The following is a 22,276-nucleotide window of genomic DNA, read 5'->3' on the forward strand; positions in this document are numbered from 1 at the left end:
ACTACGAACAGCCACAACCCCGCAACGCAGCGGCCATCACGTCCAGCGCGGGCCGCACCTCGGTCTCGGGGTTGCGGTTGCTGGCAGACATGAACGCGAACACGAGCACCCGCCCGTCCACGTCGACGACGACGCCGGCGAGTGCGTTGACCCCGGTGAGCGTGCCGGTCTTGGCCCGCACCCAGCCCTTGCCGTTCGCCGAGTTGCCCGTGTAGCGCCCGGCGAGCGTGCCGCTGCCGCCCGCCACCGGCAGCGCCGTCAGCAACGGCCGCAGCTTCGCGGTGCGCGCGTCGTCGAGCGTGGGCTTGGCCGCCGCGGACAGGACGTCGGTGAGCAGCTTGGCCGGGATCTTGTTGGTCGCGGAGAGACCGCTGCCGTCCACGAAGGTCGCGCCGGTGAGGTCGAACCCGTTCTTGGTCAGCACGTCCCGCACTGCCTTGACGCCACCCGCGAACGACGGCTCGTTGCCCGTCTTGATCGCGATCTCGCGCGCGATCGCCTCGGTGAGGACGTTGTCGGAGATCTGCATCATGTTGTCGACGAGCTGCTCGATCGGCGCCGACTTGATCTCGCCGAGCACCTGCGCGCCCTGCGGAGCCGTGCCCACCGTCGCTCCGGGAGCGCCGATCCGCTGCGCGAACGCGTCCGCCGCGGCCTGCGCCGGGCTGCCGGTCCGCGCGCCGTTGACGTTCGCCTGGTCGACCCGTCCGCCGTCGAGCATGAACGGCACGATCGGCGCGACCGAGCCGCCGCCGATGTCCGCCTGCTCCCACTGCGGCCCGAGCGCCTCGCCCGTGTAGCGGCTCAGGTCGAACTGCACCTTGGTGACCGCGCCCTTCTGCTTGACCTGGTTGACCAGGTCGTCGAGCGTCGCCGCGCCGGGGTAGACCGACCGGCCGGGCACGCCGGAGATGGTCGGGTCGCCACCGCCGACGATCACCACGCTGCCGGGCTCCGCGCCCTGCACGACCTTGGTGCTGAGCTGGTCGGTCTTCTCCAGGCTGAGCAGCGCGGCGGCCGCCGTGAGGACCTTGAGGCTGGACGCCGGGGTCGCGGGCGTGGTGTCGCCCTGCTGCCACAGCGCGGTGCCGTTGGCGGGGTCGATGACGCTGCCGGTGACGGTGCCGAGCGCGCTGTTGCCCGCCGGACCGGCGATGGCCTGCTGCACACCGGCCGGCGTGGGGGCCGGTGCGCCCGCGGTGACGGCCTTGACCAGCGGCTGGACGACGGCGGGTGCGGCCGGGGGCTTGGTCTCGATCACCTCGGGGCCGCCGAACTCCTTGACGGCGTAGACGGTGGCGCCGGTCAGCGCCGCGACGACCAGCAGGCCGATGACCGCGACGAGGGACTTGCGGCCCTTCTTCGGTTCGTCGGTGGTGAGCCGGTCCTCGGGTTCCTCGTCGTAGCCGGTGACGGGGAGGTCCAGGGGCTTGGGCGGGTCCTGCCGCGGTGGTTCCTGACGCGGCGGCTCGGCGCGCGGTGGTTCGGGACGCTGCTCCGGGCGCGGGGGCTGCGGCGACCGCGGTGGCTGCTGGGCCTGGAGCTGGTCGACGCGCAACATCTCGGTGCGCTGCCGCGGTTCCTGACGCGGTGGCTGTGCCGGTTGAGCTGGTTGGGCCGGCTGCGGACGGGCCGGCTCGGATCTGGCCGGCTGGTCGAACCACGACGGTTCCGACTGCGGCAGCTGGTCGACCCGCGCCGTCTTGGCGTTCGGGACCGACAGCTCGGTCGTCTTCTGCTCGCCCTTCGGCTCGATCCGCACCGGGAGCGCCCGAGGTTCGCCACCATCCGGACCAATCGCCCCGTGAGACTTCCCACCCGAAGATCCATTCGCGGACCCGCTGGAACCCCCGGAAGACCCGCTCGAAGCCCCTGAACCGGTACCGACACCGTTTGGCGCGGAACGAACCGGAGACGAGCGCAGCGGCTCCTGAATGGACGGTGGCTTGAGCACGGCGGCGAGCGGGAACCGCATCGTCGGCTGGTCGACGGACGGGCGACTGACCTGCACCGTTGGCTCAGCGGGCGCGGAGTCCGCGCCGGCGTCGTCGTCCTCGGTCGGCCACTGGGGCTCGTCCGGCAAGAGGGCCTCCGTCAGCTCGGTACGGGCAATCTCACACCCTCCAGCCACGGCTCCGATGAGGGTTGACAGGGCGTCGTGGTCCACACTAGTGGCGTCACGAATGGGCTACATGAGCGAGGACCAGTGGAGTTCGACGTCCTGATCGAGATCCCCAAGGGCGTGCGCAACAAGTACGAGGTGGACCACAAGTCTGGTCGCATCCGCCTCGACCGCACGTTGTTCACGTCGACGCAGTACCCGGCCGACTACGGGTTCATCGAGAACACCCTGGGTGAGGACGGCGACCCGCTGGACGCCCTCGTTCTCGTCCAGGAGCCGACGTTCCCCGGCTGCCTGATCGCGGCCCGTGCCATCGGCATGTTCCGCATGACCGACGAGAAGGGCGGCGACGACAAGGTTCTGTGCGTCCCGGCCTTCGACCCGCGCCACGAGCACCTGCGCGACATCCACCACCTGGCGGAGTTCGACCGCCTGGAGATCCAGCACTTCTTCGAGGTCTACAAGGACCTCGAGCCGGGCAAGAGCGTCGAGGGCGCGACCTGGGTGGGCCGCACCGAGGCCGAGGCCGAGATCGTCCGTTCCTACCAGCGTCTCAAGGACGCCGAGGCGAACGGCGAAACGCTGCACTGAGCTTGAAAGCCATGGGGGGCACATTCATGGACCTGAGGTCCATGAATGTGCCCCCCATGGCTTTGCCGGTGGGTCAGACCGCGAGCGACTCCGCGTCTGCCACGCGCTCCAGGCCCGACCTGGTGGAGAGCGGCTTCTCGCGCAGGAACCACACGAGGACGAACGCCGCCACCATCACGATCCCGCCGGTCATGAAGACCGTGTCGATCGCGCTGGAGAAGCCGTCCAGGAACGGACGCGCCAGCACCGGGTCGAGGTGGTTGAGGAACTCGGTGTTGTTGATGTCCACCCCGCTGCCGCCACCGGCCTGCAGCGACTTGGCGAACTCCGGGTTGTGGGCCAGCGCCGACTTGAACGCCTCGGTCTGCATGGCGGCCCGGAGGCCCTCGGCGATCTTGTCGCCGACCGTGCTGAACAGGATCGACAGGAACACCGCGGTACCGACCGTGCCACCGATCTGGCGGAAGAACGTCGCCGAAGCGGTCGCCACACCCATGTCACGCGGCTCGGCGTCGTTCTGGATGGCCAGCAGCAGCGTCTGCATGCACTGGCCCAGACCGGCACCCATCACGAACATGTAGATCATGGTCAACCAGTTCGGCGTGTCCGTGCCGATGGTGCTGAACAGGAACAGCGCGATCGACATCAAGCCGGCGCCGATGATCGGGAAGATCTTGTAGCGCCCGGTGGCCGAGGTGACCTTTCCGGAGATCGCGGTGGCGGAAATGATGCCCAGCGTCATCGGCAGCAGCATCAGACCGGCGACCGTCGGCGAGACGCCCTTCACGATCTGCAGGTACAGCGGGATGGAGACCATGCCGCCGAACATGCCGATGCCGAGCACGAAGTTGGTCGCGTTGCCCAGCGCGAACGTGTGGTTGCGGAACATCCGCATCGGCAGCAGTGCCTCGTCGCCCATGCGGATCTCGGCCCACACGAACGCCACCAGGCCGAGCACACCGGTCACGTACATCGCGATCGAGGTGCCGGACGCCCAGCCCCATTCGCGGCCCTGCTCGGCCACGATCAGCAGCGGCACCAGGCCGACGGTCAGCGTCAGCGCGCCGAGGTAGTCGATGCGGTGGTCGACCCGCTGGTGCGGGATGTTCAGCACGCGGCCGACGACGAACAGCGCGAGCAGCGCGATCGGGACGTTCACCAGGAACACCCAGCGCCAGCCGGTGATGCCGGCGAACGAGTCGAGACCCGCGAACACACCGCCGATGACCGGCCCGAGCACGCTCGCCGAACCGAACACCGCCATGAAGTAAGCCGAGTACTTGCTGCGCTCACGCGGCGAGATGATGTCGGCCATGATCGCGAAGGCCAGCGACATCAGACCGCCGGCGCCGAGCCCCTGCACCGCGCGGAACGCGGCCAGCTCGTACATCGACGTCGCGATGCCGGACAGCAGCGAGCCGACCAGGAACAGCGAGATCGCCGCGAGGTACATCGGCTTGCGCCCGTAGATGTCCGACAGCTTGCCGTACAACGGGGTCGTGATGGTCGCGGTGATCAGGTAGGCGGTGGTCGCCCACGCCTGCAGCGTCTGTCCGTGCAGCTGGTCCGCGATGGTCTTCATGGCGCTGGCGACGATCATCTGGTCCAGCGCCGCGAGGAACATGCCCAGCAGCAGACCGGACAGCACCGTCATGATCTGGCGATGCGTCAGGGAGGCCCCTGGTGTGGGTGTCGCCTCGGTTGTGGATGACATCTCTACTTTTCCCCTCCCGCGCGGGTCCCCGTCCCGCGGTCGGTCATGTACGCCGGAACCGTGCGTTCGTAGTCCTGCACGAAGCGCTCGAACAGCTCCGCGAAATTCTTGAAGTCCTCGTCCGGCCACTCCGAGACCATCTCCTCGATGGCCTGGTTGCGCTGCCGGCGCCGATCCATGATCAGCTTGCGTCCCGCCTCGGTGACCGCCAGAACGCTGGCTCGACCGTCAGCCGGGTCCGCGTGCCTCTCCACGAGTCCGTCCTTCACCAGTCCGGCGACCTGCCGGCTGACCGTGGACGGGTCGGAGAGCACCGCCTCCGCGAGCGCGCTCGAACGGCACTCACCGAGACCGGAGAGCGTCGCGAGGAGCACGAAGGCGGACTTGTCCATGCCTTGCTTCGCCATCTGGTGCGCGACCTGGGCGTGCATCTTGTTCAGGCGCACCATCGCCATCCCGACCCGGTCCGCGAGCTCGTGCTCCGGATCGTGTCCCGTGCACCTGCCCGGATCGACCATCTGACACCTCGTTGCTTGTATCACCCAACTAGTTGCTCGGTACAAGCATCCATTCCGACACGACGTAATGCAAGTGAGTTCCGAGTCTCACTCCAGAGTGGAGTGCTACGGGCACGCCGAGTGGCGGTTACCGACCGGTAGCAGTTCGGGTTACTCGTCGGTAGCATCCGTCTCATGAGCCAAGACGTGTCGAACCTCGCCGCCTCGATGAAGCAGGCCGTGCCGTACGTGAAGACCACGGGCATCGACTTCGAGGAGGCCTCCGCGAGCCGGGTCGTCGCCACGCTGCCGGACGACGAGACGCTGCACAACCACATCGGCGGGCCGCACGCCGCGATGATGTTCGGCCTCGGCGAGTCCGCGTCCGGCGCCGTCGTGATGGCCGCGTTCGCCGCGCACCTCGGCAAGGCCACGCCGCTCGCCGTCCGCGCGGAGATCGCGTACAAGAAGATCGCGATGGGCCCGCTGTCCGCGGAGGCCGTGCTGGGCCGTTCCGCGGACGAGGTGCTGGCCGAACTGGAGTCCGGCACGAGGCCCGAATTCCCGGTCACCATCACGATCACCGACGCCGCCGGCGTGACCACCGGCGAGATGACCGTGGTCTGGACCTTGAAGCCCGCACGCTGAACTGCGCGTCTCCGTATTTCAGTTCGGACTACCTGTGAACCGATCCGAGCCAAATACGTAACCTTGGCCACACCGCCGCTGAGGTGCACCATTCCAGGTCATGTCGGGGTGGAGAACTGTGAGCGGCCTTTTGCTGGTGGCGCTCACCACGGGTTGCACGGTGCAGACGCACCAGTCAACGCCTGTTGCCGTGGAGAAGCCGGCCGAGGACGTGCCGATCACGGCGTCTTCGACGACGCCGTCGGTCCCGCCGGCTCAGCTGGGCATCAGCGTGGCGTCGATCGTGGACGGCCGCGCCGTGATGCTGTCCGACGGCTCGAAAGCCGAGGTCGCGGGCCTCGCCCAGCCAGGTCCGTGCTGGGCGGAAGCGGCGGCCGGCTTCGCCAAGGCCATGCTGCTCAACCAGCAGGTGCGCTACGACCGGGCCACCGGCGCGCTCAGCCTCGCGGACGGCACGGACTACGCGTTGCTCGCCCTGGGCAACGGCGCCGGGCGCACCACGGGCACGCCGAGCGCGGCGCAGAAGGAAGCCGAAGGCGCCGCACAGCGGGTTCCGATGGGGCTGTGGGGTGCGCCGTGCGGTGGCAAGGACACCACCGAGACGCCCACCACTCCCCCGCCGCCACCTCCGCCTCCCGCTCCTGCCCCGAAGCCGACCACGACGACACCCAAGCCGAAGCCGACGTTCTTCGCGACGTGCGAGGACGCGTGGCGGGCCGGTGCGGCACCGATCTACTGGGGCCAGCCGGGCTACCGGGTCGAGCTGGACGCCAACCGCAACGGCGTCGCGTGCGAGCCTCCGCGGCGCTGAGCTCCTAGCCTCAGCGGCATGAAGCTGGACAGGAGTGCCGTCGACTACACCCCGGCCACCGTCGGGGACATCGCGAAGAGGGCGGAGGACCGCGGCTACGACGGGTTCTGGCTCGCCGAGACCAAGCACGACCCGTTCCTCGCGCTCGCCGGTGCCGCCGCGGCGACCGAGCGGATCGAGCTCGGCACGGCGATCGCGGTGGCGTTCGCGCGCAACCCGATGACCATCGCGACCACGGCGAACGACCTGCAGCTGTTGTCCGCGGGCCGGTTCAACCTCGGGCTGGGCTCGCAGGTCGAGGCGCACATCACCAAGCGCTTCTCGATGCCGTGGAGCAAACCGGCCGCGCGCATGCGCGAGTTCGTCCTGGCGATCCGCGCGATCTGGCACGCGTGGGAGACGGGCGAGCGGCTGGCGTTCCGCGGCGAGTTCTACAAGCACACGCTGATGACGCCGTTCTTCGATCCCGGCCCGAACCCGCACGGCACCGCGCCGATCTACCTCGCGGGCGTCGGCGAGCTGATGACCGAGGTGGCGGGCGAGGTCGCGGACGGCTTCCTGTGCCACAACTTCACGACCGAGCGGTACCTGCGCGAGGTGACGCTGCCGGCGCTGGCCCGTGGCCGGGTGAAGGCGGGAAAGACGTTGGAGGGCTTCGAGATCAGCGGGCCCGTGTTCGCCGCCACGAACGACGAGGAGATCGCCGACGTCAAGCGGCAGATCGCGTTCTACGGGTCGACGCCTGCCTACAAGGCGGTGCTGGACCTGCACGGCTGGGGTGCGCTGCACGAGGAGCTGCACCGGATGTCCCGGCGGCAGCAGTGGACGGAGATGAGCGAGCTGATCTCCGACGAGGTGCTGCACGAGTTCGCCGTCGTCGGCTCCCCGGAGACGGTCACGGCCGCGCTGCTGGACCGCTACGGCGACGTGGTCACCCGGCTCTCACCGTCGACGAACGTGCTTCACCGACCGGAGAAGTGACTGAGCCCCTGACGTGCCAGCTCGGCCTGGAAAGCGTCGAGCTCGGCACGCACTCTGGCGACGCCCCTCTTGCGAATCCAGCGGCGTCTGCCCACGTTGGCGGCGGTCAGGGCGAACGGTAGAGCCAGCAGGGTCAGGAAGAGCATCGTGATCATCTTGTCTCCTCAAGGGTTGCGAACAAGCAACGACCAATCGAGACAGCGCTTACGGTACCGGCTCGAACGCCACCCAGGTGGAGCAAAGTCACCGACAGCAACTCAGTTCTTGACTAATTTTGTTTTCGGTGTGACGCTGGGTCCATGTTCGAAGTGGCGGTGATCGAAGACCCGTCCGCGGCCGAGGTGTCGCTGGACCCCGTGCGAGCGCGACTGCTCGCGGAACTGGCCGAGCCCGGATCGGCGACGATGCTCGCCGCGAAGGTCGGTCTGCCCAGGCAGAAGGTGAACTACCACCTCCGCACCCTGGAGCAGCACGGCCTGGTGGAGCTCGTCGAGGAACGGCGCAAGGGCAACGTCAACGAACGCCTGCTGCAGGCGACGGCGGCGTCCTACGTCATCTCCCCGACGGCGCTCGCGGCCGTGCAGCCCGACCCGGCCCGGTCACCCGACCGGTTGTCCGCCCGGTGGCTGCTGGCGGTCTCGGCGAGGCTGGTGCGCGACGTCGGCACGTTGATCACGGGCGCCACCAAGGCGAAGAAGCGGCTCGCGACCTTCGCGCTGGACGGCGAGATCCGCTTCGCCACCGCGGCGGACCGCGCCGCGTTCGCCGAGGAGCTCGCCTCGTGCGTGACGCAGCTCGTGTCCAAGTACCACGACGAACAGGCCGAAGGAGGGCGTCCGCACCGAGTCGTCGTCGCCCTGCACCCGAGCGTGACCGCCAAGGAGGAGGAGTCGTGACTCGCGAGTTCGAGATCAAGAAGGAAGTCGAGGTCGACGGGACCCCGGAGCAGATCTGGGACGCCATCGCGACCGGACCGGGCATCGACTCGTGGTTCATGGGCCCGCACACCGTCGACGGACGCCTCGGCGGCCGCATGTCGCTCGACATGGGCTTCTTCCAGGAGGGCTCGACGATCACGACCTGGGAGCCGGGCAAGCACCTCGCCTACGAAAGTGACAAGGCCGAGGACGGCACGATCCACGCGATGGAGTACCTGATCGAGGCGCGGGAGGGCGGCTCGACCGTGCTCCGGTTCGTGCACAGCGGCATCCTCGGCGACGGCTGGAGCGACGAGTACCTCGACCAGACCTCGTACGGCTGGGACATGTACCTCGCCACACTGGGCCAGTACGTCAAGCACTTCAGCGGCCGCCGCGGCACGTACGTGTTCGCCCAGGCGCCCCAGGAGCAGCCCGACGACGCGTGGGCACGACTGCTCGCGGCACTCGGCGTGCCTGCCGACCCCGAGGTCGGCGACGAGGTCACGCTGGAGCCGTTCGGCATCACAGGGGTCGTCGACTTCGCCTACGACCTGCCAGGGGTGTTCCTCAGCGTGCGCGGCACCGATGGCCTGTACCGGTTCCACGGCACCCGCGCTGTCGGCCACCACCTCTTCGGTGACGCGACGGGCCAGCAGGAGAAGTGGACGGAGTTCCTGGCGCAGGCGGTCGGGCGGAGCTCGTAACACGCAGGGCACTCCATCGCTTACAAATGAGATTTAGCTTCCGGGATGTGAAAACTCGGTCGCTCTTCTTGCAGCTCCTCGCCGCCGTGGTGGCCGGCGTGCTCGTCGGCCACTTCTTCCGGTCGTTCGGAGCGGACCTGAAGCCGATCGGGGACGGCTTCATCAAGCTGATCAAGATGGTGATCGCGCCACTGATCTTCTGCGTGGTGGCGACCGGCATCGCCAAGGTCGGCGACCTCCGCTCGGTCGGCCGGATCGGCGTGAAGGCCCTGATCTACTTCGAGGTGGTCTCGACGGCCGCGCTCGCGTTCGGACTGCTGGTCGGCAACGTCGTGCGGCCTGGTGCGGGCATGAACGTCGATCCGTCCACCCTGGACGCCTCCGCCGTCGAGGCGAAGACGCAGGGCGGTCACCTCCCCGGCGTCGTCCAGTTCCTGCTCGACCTCATCCCTTCGAGCATCGTGGACGCGTTGGCCCGCAACGCGCTGCTCCAGGTGCTGCTGTTCGCCGTGTTGTTCGGCTGTGCGCTGGCCCAGCTCGGCGAGCGCGCGACACCCGTGGTGGACCTTCTGGAGCGGGTCAACCTGGCGTTCTTCACGGTGCTGGGCTACGTGATGAAGCTGGCGCCGCTCGGGGCGTTCGGCGCGATGGCGTTCCTGGTCGGGCAGTACGGGCTGGGGTCGTTGCGCACGTACATGTGGCTGATCCTCGCCTCTTACGGCGCGGCTTTGCTGTTCTGCGCGCTGCTGGGTGTGATCGCGTGGGCGTTCGCTCGGGTCAACATCCTGCGGTTCCTGCGGTACGCCAAGGAGGAGTTCCTGCTGGCGCTCGGCACGGCGTCCTCGGAAGCCGTGCTGCCGCGGATGATGGCCAAGCTGCAGCGGGCCGGCTGCGCGCCCACGTCCGTCGGGCTGGTGCTGCCGACCGGGTACTCGTTCAACCTGGACGGTGCGTCGATCTACCTCTCGCTGGCGACCGTGTTCCTGGCGCAGGCGTTGAACATCCCGCTCGACCTCGGCGACCAGCTGACGATCGTGCTGGTGCTCGTGCTGACCTCGAAGGGCATGGCGGGCGTGCCCGGCTCGGCGTTCCTGGCGCTGTCCGCCACGGTCGCCGCGGTCGGCTCGATCCCGGCCGCGGCGGTGGCGTTGCTGCTGGGTGCCGACCGGATCATGGACTCGATGCGCGTCTTCACGAACCTGCTGGGCAACTGCGTGGCGACGTTCGTCGTGTCGCGCTGGGAGGGCATGCTCGATGTCGACCAGATGCGGTCAACGCTCGGCGATCCACGCCGTGACCACGTCGTCGAGCAGCCCGAGGGTGAGCTTGCCGTGGCCGAGGACGACCTCGTGGAAGTCGCGGACGTCGAACGCCGGCCCTAGCGCTTTCTCCGCTTTCGCGCGCAGCTCGTCGAACTTCAGGCGCCCCACCATGTACGCGAGCGCCTGGCCGGGCTGAGCGAGGTAGCGGTCGACCTCGGCTTCGGCGAGCTCGCGCGACATCGGGGTGTTTCCTCGCAGGTAGTCGACGGCCTGCCGCCGGCTCCAGCCCTTCGCGTGCAGGCCGGTGTCGGCGACGAGCCGGCCCGCGCGCTTGGCCTCCATCGTGAGCATGCCTCGTCGCGCCTCTTCGTCGCTGTACAGCCCCATCTCGTCGGCAAGGCGTTCGCAGTAGAGCGCCCAGCCCTCGCTGAAGGCGGCGACGCGGGCCTTGCGGCGCAACAGCGGGAGGTCCTGGAGCAACATGAGCCTGGCGCTCTCGAAGTGATGGCCCGGCACGGCCTCGTGGAACGCCGTGGCTTCCGCGATGTTCCGCGGCCGGGTGTGCGGTTCCTTGGTGTTGATGAAGTACGTGCCGGGGCGGCTGCCGTCGAGCGCGGCGGGGACGTAGTGCGGTGGCATGCTCGCGGGCACTTGCGGTCCGGTCTCGGCGATCACGCACCGCTGGTCCGGCATCGTCCGGAACCATTGCGGGGCAATGGCTTCGGCTCTGCGCACGGCTGCTTCGGCGTCCGCGATCATCTCTGCGGCGCTGGTGTACTTGAGTCCTCGATGCTCACTCAGTTCGAGATTCTCGACGAGCCGGAGTCCGGTGGCGTGCAGCTCGTCCGGGTCCAGCTCCAGCGTCGTGTGCGTGCGGATCGCCTTGCCGTACAGCTCTTCGCCGTCGGGCAGCCAGCACAACCCGGCGTGTTCGGTGTCCCTGCCATGCGGGAGAACGTCGTTCTTCAGCACGTCGAGGTAGTGCTGCAACCCTGGTGCGTCGTGTCGCTCCACCAGTTCGATCGCCTGCTCCACGAGGTGTTTGACCGGCGTCCGGCCCGCGGCGATGCCCGCGCGGTGCCGTTCGGCGACCGTGGCGAGAAACCCCGGCACGGCGTGGTGGCTCTTCAGCTCGGGCAGGAAGTAGAGCAGCTCGGGCACCGCGTCCTGGACGGACCCGCTGACACCGAACTCGATCGTCCGCGACTCGATGGTGTCGCACTCCACCTGGGCGAGATGCTGGACGAGCCCGTGCGTGACGGGATCGGTTTCCGGCGTCCGTTCCGCTTCTTCGGCAATGGCCCGGTAGCGCCGCAGGTAGTCCTGGTCCGCCTCTTCGCTGTGGTCCTGCAACGCGCCGTCGTCGCGCAGGCCCATCAGGTTCGCCCGCAACGCGTGGTGGTCCAGCATCAGGTTCCACAGGCGTTCCGCGAGGTCACGCATCGGCCAGCCACCGTCGACGACCTCTTCGAGCAGCGCGAGCGTGAGCCTGCCCTGGCCGAGGACGACCTCGTGGAAGTCGCGGACGTCCTTGCCGGCAGCCTCGGCTCTGGCACGAAGTTCCTGGAACTTCAGGCGCCCCACCACGTACGCGAGCGCCTGGCCCGGTTCGCCGAGGTAACGGTCCACTTCGGACCCGATCTGCGTCCTGCTCATCGGTGTGTTCTCGGCGAGGTAGTCGATGGCCTGCTGACGACTCCACCCCTTGGCGTGCAAGCCGGTGTCGACGACGAGCCGGCCCGCGCGCATGGCGTCCATCGTGAGCATGCCGAGCCTGGACTCGTCGCTGCCGTAAAGACCCATCTCGTCGGCGAGGCGTTCGCAGTAGAGCCCCCAGCCCTCACCGAACGCGCTGATCGGCGCCTTGCGGCGGACCACAGGCAGGTCCTTCAACGCCGCCATCCTGGCGTACTCGAAGTGATGCCCCGGCACGGCCTCGTGGTAGGCCGTGGCCTCGTCCTCGATCTTGAGGCGGTTCCGCGGTTCCTTGGTGTTGACGAAGTACGTGCCGGGCCGGCTGCCGTCCTCCGAGGAGGGGAAGTAGTGCGGCGGCACGTGCGCGGGCACCGCCGGCGGCGTCGCCCTGACCACGCACCTGGCGTCCGGCACGGTGCGAAACCACTGCGGCGCCGCGGCTTCGGCCTTCGCAACAGCCGCCCGCGCGGCCTCGAGCATCTCCTCGGCGTTGGTGTGCCGGAACGCCGGATCGTGGCGAATGCGGTCGAACACGCCGTCGCCGTACTGCGCGAACTCGTTCTTGAGCTCCTCGATCAGCCTGATCCCGGTGGCATGTAGCTCGTCCGGGTCGAGATCCTCCGTGGTGTGCGCGCGAATCGCCATTCGGTAGACCGCGTCGCCGTTGTCCAGCCAGCAAAGGCCGCCGTGTTCGGTGTCCCGGCCCAACGGCAGCGCATCGTTGCGCAGGAAGTCGCGGTACTTCTGGATGGCCGGCCGGACGATCTCGCTCGCCCCCTCCACGACGTCGAACGTGCCGAGGTTGGCGAGGTGACCGTCCATCAACGCGACAGCCTGCTCCACCAGGTGCCTCACCGGCGTGCGACCGTTCGCAAAACCCTTGCTGTGCCGCGTGATCATCGTGTCGAAGAACCCGTCGAGCCCTCGCATCCGCTGCAGGTAACCGGCCCGGCGCTCCGGGTTGTCGACGGGCAGCCGCGGCAGGACCGACAGCGTGCCGGGGACCACCGTGCGGATGTTCGCGCTGATGCCGGACTCGATCTGCAGCCCCTCGATGTCGTCCGACTGGGTGCGCACGTCGTGCAGCACGATCCCCAGCGTGATGCGCTCGGACAGGTTCCGCGGCTCGAGCCGCTCGGCGGCGTCGCGAATCTCGCGCAACCGGACCTGGTAGCGCTGATCGGCCTCCTCGCTGTGGTCGACGAGACTTTCGTGATCGAGGTCGAAGCCCATCAGGCTGGCATCGACCGGAAAGCGGTCGAGAATCGTGTCGAAGAGGCGATCGGCGAGCGCGTTGACTTCGGACATCCGTCCCCCAGAGTTACGCCGTTGAGCGGCCATCACCACCCAGTTTCCCGGGTAAGCCCTTCCCATGCGCTGGTTGCTGCTGATCGTCCTGCTGACCGGCTGTTCCGCGTTCCCCTTGGCCTCTTCGGGCGGTCCTCAAGTGGATCGCGTGCCTGCCGGAACCCTCGACGCCGCAACGGCACGCACCTCTCTCGCAGCCCTGCCGTTGAGCGCACCGGGCCGCCTGGACGGCTACGTGCGCGACTGCGACAGCGACAAAGCCTGCGTGTTCGGCCAACCCTGGTTCGACACCGACGGCGACGGCTGCGACCAACGCAGCCAAGTGCTGGCCCGCGACCTAACGGCCGTGGAACGCAAACCAGGCCGTTGCAGCGTCCAGTCCGGCACACTCGACGACCCCTACACGGCCTCACAGATCAACAGCGTGTCGAAGATCCAGATCGACCACGTGGTGCCGCTGGCCGAGATGTGGCGCAGCGGCGCGGCCACGTGGCCCCAGGAGCGGCGGGTGGCGGCGGCCAACGACCTGCGCAACCTCGTGGCGGTCTCGGGGAAGGTCAACCAGTCGAAGAGCGACAAGACGCCGGACGAGTGGATGCCGCCCAACGCGGGATACGCGTGTTCGTACGGGCGGATCTACGTGACGGTGAAGGCGGCTTACGGGTTGAGCGTGGCTCCGGCGGAACGGTCGGCGCTGGAGCAGGCACTCACCACCTGTGACACACCGCCTGCGACATGATTCAGTCAGTTCGGCGAATCAGGCTGGAGTAGCCCACGACAACGAGCGTTGCGAGAATCCACACGGCTACCTGCAGCAGCCAAATCGCCATCGCGAAGGCCTGACCACGACGACTGATCGTGTCGAGGTCACACCTTTCGCGCACGCCGGTCACCGCGAGGGGAAGTCCTCGGTCGATTCCAAGGCCGATCTGTTCAAACGTCGAGCATGGTGTGAACGGCTGTTCGGAACGACTTGTGTGGCCTGCGGCATACCGACCGTCTCGGATCGGAGTGTGTCCAGCCCAAAGTCCCAGAAGTCCCGCCACCACGAGGACCACCAGTGTCGTGACAACTGTTCGGCCAATGCGGTAGCCATAGCCCGCCAGAAGCCCCCAAAGACGGTGCCTCAACCTCGACCACAGACTGTCGAACTCTCCTCGAATCCTCAGATCATCCTGCTGGGCGATCAAAATGCGCCGAACTGCCACATCGTTGCCGGCGGCGCGCTCGACACCGGCCAACTGCCAATAGGACTGGGCCGTGTAACCACGAGTGTGCGAACGGATCCAATGCAGCCACTTCCGCCAGTCAGCGCCCGCTACCGCCAGAGATCGGTAGGTGAGCCCACTGATCGTCAAATCTCCAGCAGCACAGTCTCTGCTGATGTCAGCATCACACAGGACATCGCCACTGATACCTACCCAGCCTGCTGAAACGTGCTCCATGCTAACCAGCGCGCCGCCAACTTCAGAGTTCTTCATCTCGAACGGGCTCCAGCGAACGGCCCCTAGGTTCGCACCGAACAGATCAACGATGACATGGCGGCTTCGCCCCTGAAAAGAGGAGCTACAACCTAACACCAGTTCTCCGCCGACTCTGATCCCACGCGCACTGAGCGCAGGGCCAGACAAGTTCTTCAACGTCGAATCAGCAAAGGTGACAAGACCGCCGACAAAGGCTCCGTTCAGCACCACAGCACCTTGGCATGAATCGGCCGTTGCGGAAAATCCATCGCGCAGAAAGAGATTTCCTTCAATCCGAATGTCCTCGGCGTGCAGCGCGGACCCATTCGCGCCGGACAGCGTCGCTCCATCGCATTCGAAATTTCCGTCGATGCGAGCACCAGGCAGCCTGACCGCTCTGCCGTCCACACTGACGGCAGTGAAGCCCTTTCGCAAGAACAGGCTCCCCGCCACCCGAAGCTTGTCTGCTGACACTCCAGGCACGTGACAGCCTTCAAGCTCAAGCCAGGGGAACTGTGCGTCTCGCAAAACCACCGGATCCGACATCCGGCAGTTGGTCAAATTCAGGCCAGCAGTGCTGAGCACGCCCTCCAAGTCCAGCGCACCTTCGATCCGCGCACCGGCCAGTTGCACACCCCTCGGACCCACAGCCCCATGACGGCCAAGCAGAAGATCGCGAATGACCTCAGCACGAATGCTCTGAGGTCCACAACACCGGAGACGTTGTCCACGCCCAGCCGCCAGGACGAGCTTGCGTTCCGGGGAGGTGAGGCCTCGCATCCGCAGCACAACCAGTACGTCGTGACCCGGATCACAACGTTACGAGGCCGAAACAGAAACCGGCGGGCCCTCCGAGGAGGACCCGCCGGTCATCTCACCGAGCCGCCTATCGGAATCGAACCGATGACCTGCTCATTACGAGTTCCCTGGTGTTCGTGTTGAGTGCTGACGGGTAGTACCGCACCGGTCTGATTGATCCTGGTCAGACCGGTGCGGCTGCCGTTCGGTGCCGTTGTCGATCAGCTCGTTTCGGAGCGTTCGGGCACACAATGGGCACACTTTGCGAGCCCCCACTTCATCCCTGCTGACCAGCACGGATGCTGCTCCACAGACAGCGAACCAAAGGTCGATTCCCCGGAAGCAGATCGACCGCTCTTGCGTCGCGACCGCGTGCAGCAACGGCCGGAAAGCCCCGACTGCGGGTCTGACTACGGCGTCCACAGTCTTGGCCCGGTCGCCTTCACGAGCCGAGGTGCGAGCCGATCTCCAGGGGCAGGCAGGCTCAGCAGGTCCTCGACCAGATGCGCGAGCGAGCCCGTGCGCTCCCACACGATGCCGGGCGGCTCATCCCCGTCCGTGCGCAGTGCCATCGCGTCGTCTTCATCGCGAACGCGGACAGCGTCAATCCATCCGCCTGGCCAGGCTCTGTAGCCGTCGACCTGTGTCGGCACACCCGCTACCGCGTCTCGATGCACGAACGTCCAGCCCGCGTCCCTGATCGCGATGAGCGCGGCGAGTCCAGGAAACGCGCGGATCGCTGCCGCGTCGCTCATGCCGCATCGCTCGACGCCCGGACGCGAACGCCAGTCCCGACAACGAGTTCGGGCAGCGGATCGCCGTTCACGCGGTGGACGACACGCTGCCCGGTGAACGCTCGTCGACCGTGCAACCAGCGGTGGTTGTCCAGGACGTAGCCCTGCCCGGCAGTAAGCCTGAACTCGAACGCGTGACGGTCGATCGCCGCGCGCAGCACTGGAATCCAGCGGTCGACCTCGGGCGCGAACTGAGCAAGCTCGTCGAGCCGAAGTCTGACAGCGATCCGGCCGCCGCCGTTGTCGCTGAAGATCGAGCTGAGGTACCCGGCCGCGCCGCCGAACAAGACGGAGCGTGGAGTACTCAAGGCGGTGAGCGCTTCAGGCTCCGACTCGGCGAGATCGTCGTACACGGCCTGGCCGTCGATGAGCACGCACTCGCCGCCGGCCGTCGCAGCCTGCGAGCAGCTCATCATCAGCAGCGCAGGCGGATGCGGAACGCCTGAGCGATCGGTGTGCGGGTTAAGCGCACAAGCGCTGAAGCCTGCGAATCCGCTGCGCACGATCGACTCACCAAGGTCAGCGATCGTGGTGACGCCATCAGGTCCGCTGTCCCGGTGCGGCACGACGATGGCGATCGACTGCGCGAGCCTGAGCAGGTCCTGGGGGCCGTCGAGACCGTCGACTACAGCGAGTCCCTGCTCGGCGATCAGCTCGACCAGGTTGGCGGAGTCCGCGTTGACGCGATACGGCTCGATCATGGCGTCTACCTCCCGAAACGACTCGTCTACGGGATCAGCAGAACGCTGTTCTGTCCACCACGTCCAGTGACAGGTTGTCAACACCGCGTCGCCTCGGCATGGTGGGTTCCGGTGCTACTTTGCCGTTGAGCAGCCTGCCCGCGAATCACGGAGGACACCTCGATGAGCCAGCTTGCCTACCCCGTCTCGATCAAGGGCGTGGTGGTCCGCGACGGCAAGGTGTTGCTGCTGAAGAACGAGCGCGAGGAGTGGGAGCTGCCGGGCGGCCGGATCGAACCCGGTGAGACCCCTGAGGAGTGCGTTGCGCGCGAGATCACCGAAGAGACGCAGTGGAAGGTGACGACCGGGCCGATCCTCGACACGTGGATGTACTACATCAACGTTGCCAAGAAGAACGTGTTCATCGTGACCTACGGCTGCCATCCGGACGGCACCAGCGAGCCCGTGCTTTCCCACGAGCACAAGGAAATCGGGCTGTTCGCCGAGGACGAGGTACCCGGCTTGAACATGCCCGACGGCTACAAGCGCTCGATCGCGACGTGGTTCGAACGCTTGCGCGCGGACGCGGTCAGGTAAGCCATGACGAGCAGGCGGTGCGATGCGTGCGGAGCCGGGTTGAGTCGGCTCGCCGTCGAACCGATCTGCCCAACCTGTCACGCAAGCGCGCGCCACGTCGCACCGGTTGTTCCCGCTCGTCAGCTCATGCCCGCGGTGTGGTTGTGGTCGGCACCTGAAGCGACGGCCGCACTCAGAAGTCGTAATCTGGCAACGATCCTGCGCGTGTACCGCAGATTGAACAAGCTGAGTCAGGAACGGCTCGCCGCGCTGCTCGGTTACGACAAGACCTACGTGTCGATGATCGAGACCGGTCGCCGGAACATCAGCGACGTGGCCACTCGGCGGCACATCGCGCGGACGCTCGGGCTGCCGATGCACGCGCTCGGTGTTACCGACAACGACGATGCCGACTTCGCCGCGATGATCCAGTTCGGTGACTCGACCATCCGCCTTGCCGAGATCGCGCGCCAGTCCGGCAGGGTCGTCGATGCGGTCAACGAGTTGTGGCCGCTGGTCGCTCGACTTGAGGCGCGAGCCGCCGAGGGACGGGCCGAACGGGACACGATGATCCTGCTCGGTCAGGGCCGCGCCGCGCTCGGCGTCTCGCTCGGCACGGTGCTGCCTGAGGAACGGCTGACGGCCGCTGCCCGCTGGACGGGCAAGGCGCTGGCGGTCGCCGAGCGCCTCGGTGACCGAGCGTTCCTCGCTCACGCGCTGCGGATGCACGGGAACGAGCTGCGCAAGGCTGACCACGTCGGCGCAGCCATCGCTCGACTTAGCCGAGCTGTTGCCGTGTCCGAGGATCGCGAAGGACAGGGAGCCGCGTTCGCGCTACTCGCTCGTGCCGCAGGCGAGCACGGCGACCCAGACCTGTTCGACCTCGCAATCAACGGCTACCGCGAACGGCTCGACGACGGTGGCGGCCGAAGCATGTTGTTCAACCCGTTCACCTTCCGGGAGATCGAGCTACGCGGACTGGTCGCAACTGGCAGAGCCGCCAACGCGGTCCGGATCATGCAGACGCATATGCCGGATGCAGCACCAGTCGCCCCGCAATGGCACATCATCGAGCGAGTCACCGCCGGGCAGGTTCTGCTTGCAGCCCGACAGCGAGACGGCGCAGAAGACGCCTTGCGCACCGCGCTCCTTGCCGCTGAGACCCACCGCCTGCCGCACCAGATACAGCGAACAATCCGCGCTGCCGACGATGGTGGACTCATCGAAATCAGCACGAGTGGGCAACTGGCACTACAACGCCTCAACGCCCTTCTGACACCGGGCTGATGAGCTTCGGCTGAGTCGATCTCAGCGGACGACCACGGTCAGTAACGCGTTGCTGGTCTCACACCGATACAGGGCATGCCTGGCAGCCAGATGTGACACCACTTGCGACTGCGAAAAGAGTTCCGCATGCGCCGATTCACGCTGCCCTTCATCGCGCTAGGCGCAGTAGCCGCTCTGTCCGCCTGCGGCGCTGCAAGTCCTTCGTCTGAACCGTCCCGATCATCAACGGCGGTAACGACCACGACGACCTCCGCTGCACCGCTTCCACCAGTGATCGACACCGCCAAGTACGTAGGCGTCACTGCGAACACAGCGGTCGCCCAGATCCAAAAACTCGGCTACTACGTCTACGTGACGCATGCGACGAAGAAGTCGAACCTCTTCCAGATTTCGACTACTGGGACGCTCCCCGAGTCCCTGAACAAGTGGGTCGTGAGTTCGATCGAGGCCAACCGCAGCACCTACTCCTCGACTGCGACCGTGTGGGTCAAGCCTGGAGAACTCACTCCAGCGGAGAAGGTCGATGAGGCTGTACAGACAGCAGGACTCAACTCGGCCGTAGGCACCACGTACCGCACGGCATCCGCATGGGTGCTCGACGTGTGCAAGAGCATGACCACACCGGCTCAGTACGTGACCGCGTCGGAGTTCCTCCAGGGGCAGATCAACGAGGACGCGAAGAGACTAGAGATTTTCAAGATCGGCATACCGCTGCTGTGCACCGAGCACCAGGGCGCACTGAACGAAGTTCTCGAAGGCAACGTTCCCTTCGGTAGCGGAACCTACGAGATCGGTACCGGGAAAGGGAAGATCAAGCCCGGTAAGTACCGCACGCTGTTCAGCGTTGATGACTGCTACTGGGAGCGGACACGCCCTGACGGCGAGATCATCGACAACAACTTCGCCACACACGCTCAGTCGATCACGGTGACGATCGCACCAACAGACGGAAGCTTCACCACTCAGCGATGCGGCAAGTGGCAGCTGGTCAAATAACTCCGAGTTTCGTACACGCCGCGAGTTGCTATGACGTACTGGTGCCGCCAACATCACCCCAGCGGGGCATCCCCCAGGGGACCAGAAACTGTAGTACGGCCTGATACTCCGGAGGTTGCATGATGGGGCCGAACTGGGCAGACATCATGGAGGCGGTCGGCACTGTAGGAGCGTTCGTTGCGACCTTCTTCCTCTTGCTTCGAGAGTTCGGGCGTGACAGAGATCGAGACACAGAACGGAAGAAGACTCAGGCGTCCAAGGTGTACGCATGGACAGCCTTCGAACGCTTCACCCTGCTCCCTGAAACGAACCCAGAGGCCAAGAGGGCATGGTCAGAGCTAGAAAGGGAGCCAGACGACCTTCCAGCAGTCACACAGCAGGCCGTCCTCTCCGGACGCAAGACCGGCATCATTTTCACCACGTGCGTGACGAACAGCAGCGATGGCCCGGTATATGACGTCAAGGCAAAGATTGGCCATCAGACAACGATCTGCGAACTCGATCGAAGCGTTCTGCTGCCGGGAGCGTCGTTCCGGATCTACTGGCTTGATCCAACAGTCTCGGCGCAGGACAGCGTGTCCGGCCCCAAGGAAGTCAGATTTCTGGATGCAGCGTCCACCAAGTGGGTTCGATCCAAGCAGGGCGCACTCGGTGAGCAGCAGGACAAGTAGCCCTGCACACAGCTTCCCCTTGCGCGCGCGGGACCGCTGCCGGCCGGTCGAGACGATCCCATCCGGATCACCATTCAGCTCATTCAGATCAGCTTCCGGGACGTGGTCTGAACGGTCTGAATGGTGATCCGGATGGCGAGGGCTACAAGTCGAGCGTCCACACCGAGCCCTGCCCAAAGCCCTGCCGGGTGGTCGCGATGCCCGCGCGCTTGCGAGCACGCTTGAGCGTCGCCTCTGCGATCCCGTCGGCGCGGGCGGCCTTGACGATGTCGGAGGCCTTCGCGCTACCGCCCTGCTGAATCAGGTACTCCCGCAGCCACGACGCGGCCTCGTCGCGTTCCGATCGGGCCTCAGGATCTCCGCCAGACTCGGCGAGGATGTCGCGCACGTTGCGCTCGGTCTCGCCGACCATCACCAGTCGCCCGACCTCGGCGGGACCATCGTCGGTCTCGATCTCGCGGGACTCGATCCGGTACCCGAGAGAAGGCAGGTCGAGACGCCCGAGGTTGTTCTTCGCCTGGCTGATCACGCACGAGCCGTCCTCGCTGTCATCGTCACGTGCGACGGCGAGCACAGCGCGGGCGACGGCAGAGAACGCCCGACTACCGGTGATCAGGTTCAGCGGGTCCGGGCTCGCCGACTTGTTGAAGTGAGCGAGCCCGACCACTGCGCATCCGGTGCGATCTGCCATGCGCACCAACGGTTCTAGCGCCAACCGCAGCTCACGATCCCGGTGCGTGTCGATCCCCGAGGCGATAGCCGACAACAGCGGATCGAGCACGAGCAGGCCGACGCCTCGGGCTGTGATCTCGTCGCCGAGCGCGTCGCAGTCGCGCGGCAACGTGAGCCCGGTGAGCAAGCCATCCGCGATCACTTCGGCGCGGTACACCGCATCGAGGTCGGCACCTGCTGCGGACAGCCGCGGCGCAACTGTGTGCGCCCACGAGTCCTCGGTGGCCGCGTAGATCACCGGCCGGCGCTGACCATGCATGGAACCAGGCAAGGTGCCGTTGGTGACCTGTGCAGCGAGCCAGCACGCGAACTGGCTCTTACCGATGCCCTCACGACCTGGCACCAGCGAGAGCGAGCCCGCTGGCACCCGGTCCTGCCAGGTCCACCGCACTGCTCGCATCCGGATTCCAGACGCAGGCGTGAGGCGGATCTGCCTGTCAGGCACGGGATTCCCTACTTCAGGCGGGTGTGCTGTCAGCGTCAAGCGACACCGCCGAGGCCCCATCGGGCCATGTGCTCGACGTGCGCAGCCTCGGCGGCCTCCTGGCGTGCTCGTGCCCGGTCGAGATACTGCACGACCTCACGAATCGCGTTCGTGTCGTCGCCCTCGACCTCGACGAAGCGCGCAGGCCATGTCAGGTGAGCGAGCCGTTGCAGGGTCGAGGCGTCGAACCAGCGCTCACGGCCCAGGTGGACCCGCACGCGCACCCCCGTTGGGATCGCAGGAGACATGGACAGGTCGCTGATGTGTAGTGCCAGTACGCCGTAGACGGTCGAAGTACGCTTGGGAGCAGTTGCGTTGTTGTGCTGGGCGGTGACTCCTGCCGGGGAGTCGCCGCCCTTGCTCGTGTAGGTCACGCCGCGTTGTCCTCCTCCACGCCGAGCAGGCGCAGTAGATCGGCGGTCACGACGCGGTAGGTGTTGCCGAGTCGGAGCACACGCGCCGGGAAGTCCTCCGCGCGTGCCAGTTCGTAGGCCTTTGTGCGGCCGATGCCGAGCGCTCGGCCAGCGGTCACCAGGTCGACA

At 66.8% G+C, this 22,276-nt stretch carries 23 protein-coding genes; 12 read left to right on the plus strand and 11 right to left on the minus strand.

The window, feature by feature from the left end; translation table 11 throughout:
• Position 1: 1 nt before the first annotated feature.
• Positions 2-1,762, minus strand: coding sequence for a D-alanyl-D-alanine carboxypeptidase/D-alanyl-D-alanine endopeptidase (dacB, locus tag G7043_RS11470; RefSeq protein WP_166045530.1), 1,761 nt, complete (start codon positions 1,760-1,762; stop codon positions 2-4).
• Between the two features lie 444 nt (positions 1,763-2,206).
• Here dacB and G7043_RS11475 point away from each other — a divergent pair, with 444 nt between their 5' ends.
• Positions 2,207-2,713, plus strand: a complete 507-nt coding sequence (locus G7043_RS11475) for an inorganic diphosphatase (protein ID WP_166045531.1) — start codon at positions 2,207-2,209, stop codon at positions 2,711-2,713.
• A 73-nt stretch (positions 2,714-2,786) separates the two neighbouring features.
• Here the strand turns inward: G7043_RS11475 and G7043_RS11480 are convergent, their stop codons facing one another.
• Positions 2,787-4,427, minus strand: a complete 1,641-nt coding sequence (locus G7043_RS11480) for an MDR family MFS transporter (protein ID WP_166045532.1) — start codon at positions 4,425-4,427, stop codon at positions 2,787-2,789.
• Between the two features lie 2 nt (positions 4,428-4,429).
• Positions 4,430-4,945, minus strand: coding sequence for a MarR family winged helix-turn-helix transcriptional regulator (locus G7043_RS11485; RefSeq protein WP_166045533.1), 516 nt, complete (start codon positions 4,943-4,945; stop codon positions 4,430-4,432).
• Between the two features lie 174 nt (positions 4,946-5,119).
• Here G7043_RS11485 and G7043_RS11490 point away from each other — a divergent pair, with 174 nt between their 5' ends.
• The 3 genes from G7043_RS11490 (at position 5,120) to G7043_RS11500 (ending at position 7,364) form a co-directional block, all read left to right on the plus strand.
• The gene (locus G7043_RS11490; RefSeq protein ID WP_166045534.1) at positions 5,120-5,572 is read left to right on the plus strand and encodes a DUF4442 domain-containing protein; all 453 of its coding nucleotides are present in this window, start codon (positions 5,120-5,122) and stop codon (positions 5,570-5,572) included.
• A 118-nt stretch (positions 5,573-5,690) separates the two neighbouring features.
• A complete protein-coding gene (locus G7043_RS49840) occupies positions 5,691-6,383 on the plus strand; it encodes an excalibur calcium-binding domain-containing protein (RefSeq protein ID WP_166045535.1) in 693 nt (230 codons plus the stop codon).
• An 18-nt stretch (positions 6,384-6,401) separates the two neighbouring features.
• Positions 6,402-7,364: a TIGR03617 family F420-dependent LLM class oxidoreductase gene (locus G7043_RS11500; protein ID WP_166045536.1), complete on the plus strand. Its 963-nt coding sequence runs from the start codon at positions 6,402-6,404 to the stop codon at positions 7,362-7,364.
• Here the strand turns inward: G7043_RS11500 and G7043_RS11505 are convergent.
• Entirely contained in the window at positions 7,346-7,519 is a 174-nt protein-coding gene (locus tag G7043_RS11505) for a hypothetical protein (RefSeq protein ID WP_166045537.1), read from the minus strand. The two genes, G7043_RS11500 and G7043_RS11505, sit on opposite strands and share 19 nt — an antisense overlap.
• 144 nt (positions 7,520-7,663) lie before the next feature.
• Between G7043_RS11505 and G7043_RS11510 the strand changes: the two genes are divergently transcribed.
• Genes G7043_RS11510 through dctA form a run of 3 tightly spaced genes read left to right on the plus strand, consistent with a single transcriptional unit; the run spans position 7,664 to position 10,370 of the window.
• Positions 7,664-8,260 (plus strand): ArsR/SmtB family transcription factor, encoded by a 597-nt coding sequence (locus G7043_RS11510; RefSeq protein ID WP_207310939.1) that lies wholly within the window; start codon positions 7,664-7,666, stop codon positions 8,258-8,260.
• Positions 8,257-8,988, plus strand: coding sequence for an SRPBCC family protein (locus G7043_RS11515; protein ID WP_166045538.1), 732 nt, complete (start codon positions 8,257-8,259; stop codon positions 8,986-8,988). The genes G7043_RS11510 and G7043_RS11515 overlap by 4 nt, the downstream gene beginning before the upstream one ends.
• Positions 8,989-9,035: 47 nt before the next feature.
• A complete protein-coding gene (dctA, locus tag G7043_RS11520; protein ID WP_313887809.1) occupies positions 9,036-10,370 on the plus strand; it encodes a C4-dicarboxylate transporter DctA in 1,335 nt (444 codons plus the stop codon).
• On the opposite strand, the gene G7043_RS11525 is transcribed toward dctA, so the two are convergent.
• Positions 10,260-13,253 (minus strand): DUF885 domain-containing protein, encoded by a 2,994-nt coding sequence (locus G7043_RS11525; protein ID WP_166045540.1) that lies wholly within the window; start codon positions 13,251-13,253, stop codon positions 10,260-10,262. The genes dctA and G7043_RS11525 overlap by 111 nt on opposite strands.
• Before the next feature lie 64 nt (positions 13,254-13,317).
• Here G7043_RS11525 and G7043_RS11530 point away from each other — a divergent pair, with 64 nt between their 5' ends.
• Positions 13,318-13,992 (plus strand): HNH endonuclease family protein, encoded by a 675-nt coding sequence (locus tag G7043_RS11530; RefSeq protein WP_166045541.1) that lies wholly within the window; start codon positions 13,318-13,320, stop codon positions 13,990-13,992.
• 1 nt (position 13,993) lies between these two features.
• On the opposite strand, the gene G7043_RS11535 is transcribed toward G7043_RS11530, so the two are convergent.
• The 3 genes from G7043_RS11535 to G7043_RS11545 form a co-directional block, all read right to left on the minus strand.
• The gene (locus tag G7043_RS11535) at positions 13,994-15,349 is read right to left on the minus strand and encodes a hypothetical protein (RefSeq protein ID WP_166045542.1); all 1,356 of its coding nucleotides are present in this window, start codon (positions 15,347-15,349) and stop codon (positions 13,994-13,996) included.
• Positions 15,350-15,924: 575 nt separating this feature from the next.
• Positions 15,925-16,269 (minus strand): hypothetical protein, encoded by a 345-nt coding sequence (locus tag G7043_RS11540; protein WP_166045543.1) that lies wholly within the window; start codon positions 16,267-16,269, stop codon positions 15,925-15,927.
• A complete protein-coding gene (locus G7043_RS11545) occupies positions 16,266-17,009 on the minus strand; it encodes a TauD/TfdA family dioxygenase (RefSeq protein WP_166045544.1) in 744 nt (247 codons plus the stop codon). Before G7043_RS11545 ends, G7043_RS11540 begins: the two co-directional genes overlap by 4 nt.
• A 162-nt stretch (positions 17,010-17,171) precedes the next feature.
• On the opposite strand from G7043_RS11545, the gene G7043_RS11550 reads away from it, so the two are divergent.
• From G7043_RS11550 to G7043_RS11565, 4 genes are all read left to right on the plus strand, one after another.
• Positions 17,172-17,585 carry an NUDIX hydrolase gene (locus G7043_RS11550; protein WP_166045545.1) on the plus strand — a complete coding sequence of 138 codons (414 nt, stop codon included), beginning with the start codon at positions 17,172-17,174 and terminating at the stop codon, positions 17,583-17,585.
• 126 nt (positions 17,586-17,711) lie between these two features.
• Complete coding sequence (locus G7043_RS11555) at positions 17,712-18,851, plus strand: helix-turn-helix transcriptional regulator (protein WP_242642103.1); 1,140 nt, start codon at positions 17,712-17,714, stop codon at positions 18,849-18,851.
• Positions 18,852-19,121: 270 nt separating this feature from the next.
• Complete coding sequence (locus G7043_RS11560) at positions 19,122-19,847, plus strand: hypothetical protein (protein WP_166045547.1); 726 nt, start codon at positions 19,122-19,124, stop codon at positions 19,845-19,847.
• A gap of 122 nt (positions 19,848-19,969) precedes the next feature.
• Positions 19,970-20,518 carry a hypothetical protein gene (locus tag G7043_RS11565; RefSeq protein ID WP_207310940.1) on the plus strand — a complete coding sequence of 183 codons (549 nt, stop codon included), beginning with the start codon at positions 19,970-19,972 and terminating at the stop codon, positions 20,516-20,518.
• 142 nt (positions 20,519-20,660) lie between these two features.
• On the opposite strand, the gene G7043_RS11570 is transcribed toward G7043_RS11565, so the two are convergent.
• From G7043_RS11570 to G7043_RS11580, 3 genes are all read right to left on the minus strand, one after another.
• Entirely contained in the window at positions 20,661-21,650 is a 990-nt protein-coding gene (locus G7043_RS11570) for an AAA family ATPase (protein WP_207310941.1), read from the minus strand.
• An 80-nt stretch (positions 21,651-21,730) separates the two neighbouring features.
• Positions 21,731-22,108, minus strand: coding sequence for a hypothetical protein (locus G7043_RS11575; protein WP_166045550.1), 378 nt, complete (start codon positions 22,106-22,108; stop codon positions 21,731-21,733).
• The gene (locus tag G7043_RS11580; protein ID WP_242642104.1) at positions 22,105-22,266 is read right to left on the minus strand and encodes a hypothetical protein; all 162 of its coding nucleotides are present in this window, start codon (positions 22,264-22,266) and stop codon (positions 22,105-22,107) included. Before G7043_RS11580 ends, G7043_RS11575 begins: the two co-directional genes overlap by 4 nt.
• Positions 22,267-22,276 lie beyond the last annotated feature (10 nt).

Source organism: Lentzea alba, from assembly GCF_011067745.1.
In the GTDB taxonomy this organism is placed as follows: Bacteria; Actinomycetota; Actinomycetes; order Mycobacteriales; family Pseudonocardiaceae; genus Lentzea; species Lentzea alba.

Coding starts and splice junctions, on each gene's coding strand:
- G7043_RS11480 (WP_166045532.1), bottom strand. CDS start 4,427: ATGTCATCCACAACCGAGGCGACACCCACACCAGGGGCCTCCCTGACG.
- G7043_RS11485 (WP_166045533.1), bottom strand. CDS start 4,945: ATGGTCGATCCGGGCAGGTGCACGGGACACGATCCGGAGCACGAGCTC.
- G7043_RS11490 (WP_166045534.1), top strand. CDS start 5,120: ATGAGCCAAGACGTGTCGAACCTCGCCGCCTCGATGAAGCAGGCCGTG.
- G7043_RS11500 (WP_166045536.1), top strand. CDS start 6,402: ATGAAGCTGGACAGGAGTGCCGTCGACTACACCCCGGCCACCGTCGGG.
- G7043_RS11505 (WP_166045537.1), bottom strand. CDS start 7,519: ATGATCACGATGCTCTTCCTGACCCTGCTGGCTCTACCGTTCGCCCTG.
- G7043_RS11510 (WP_207310939.1), top strand. CDS start 7,664: ATGTTCGAAGTGGCGGTGATCGAAGACCCGTCCGCGGCCGAGGTGTCG.
- G7043_RS11525 (WP_166045540.1), bottom strand. CDS start 13,253: ATGTCCGAAGTCAACGCGCTCGCCGATCGCCTCTTCGACACGATTCTC.
- G7043_RS11530 (WP_166045541.1), top strand. CDS start 13,318: ATGCGCTGGTTGCTGCTGATCGTCCTGCTGACCGGCTGTTCCGCGTTC.
- G7043_RS11540 (WP_166045543.1), bottom strand. CDS start 16,269: ATGAGCGACGCGGCAGCGATCCGCGCGTTTCCTGGACTCGCCGCGCTC.
- G7043_RS11545 (WP_166045544.1), bottom strand. CDS start 17,009: ATGATCGAGCCGTATCGCGTCAACGCGGACTCCGCCAACCTGGTCGAG.
- G7043_RS11550 (WP_166045545.1), top strand. CDS start 17,172: ATGAGCCAGCTTGCCTACCCCGTCTCGATCAAGGGCGTGGTGGTCCGC.
- G7043_RS11555 (WP_242642103.1), top strand. CDS start 17,712: ATGCCCGCGGTGTGGTTGTGGTCGGCACCTGAAGCGACGGCCGCACTC.
- G7043_RS11565 (WP_207310940.1), top strand. CDS start 19,970: ATGGGGCCGAACTGGGCAGACATCATGGAGGCGGTCGGCACTGTAGGA.
- G7043_RS11570 (WP_207310941.1), bottom strand. CDS start 21,650: ATGCGAGCAGTGCGGTGGACCTGGCAGGACCGGGTGCCAGCGGGCTCG.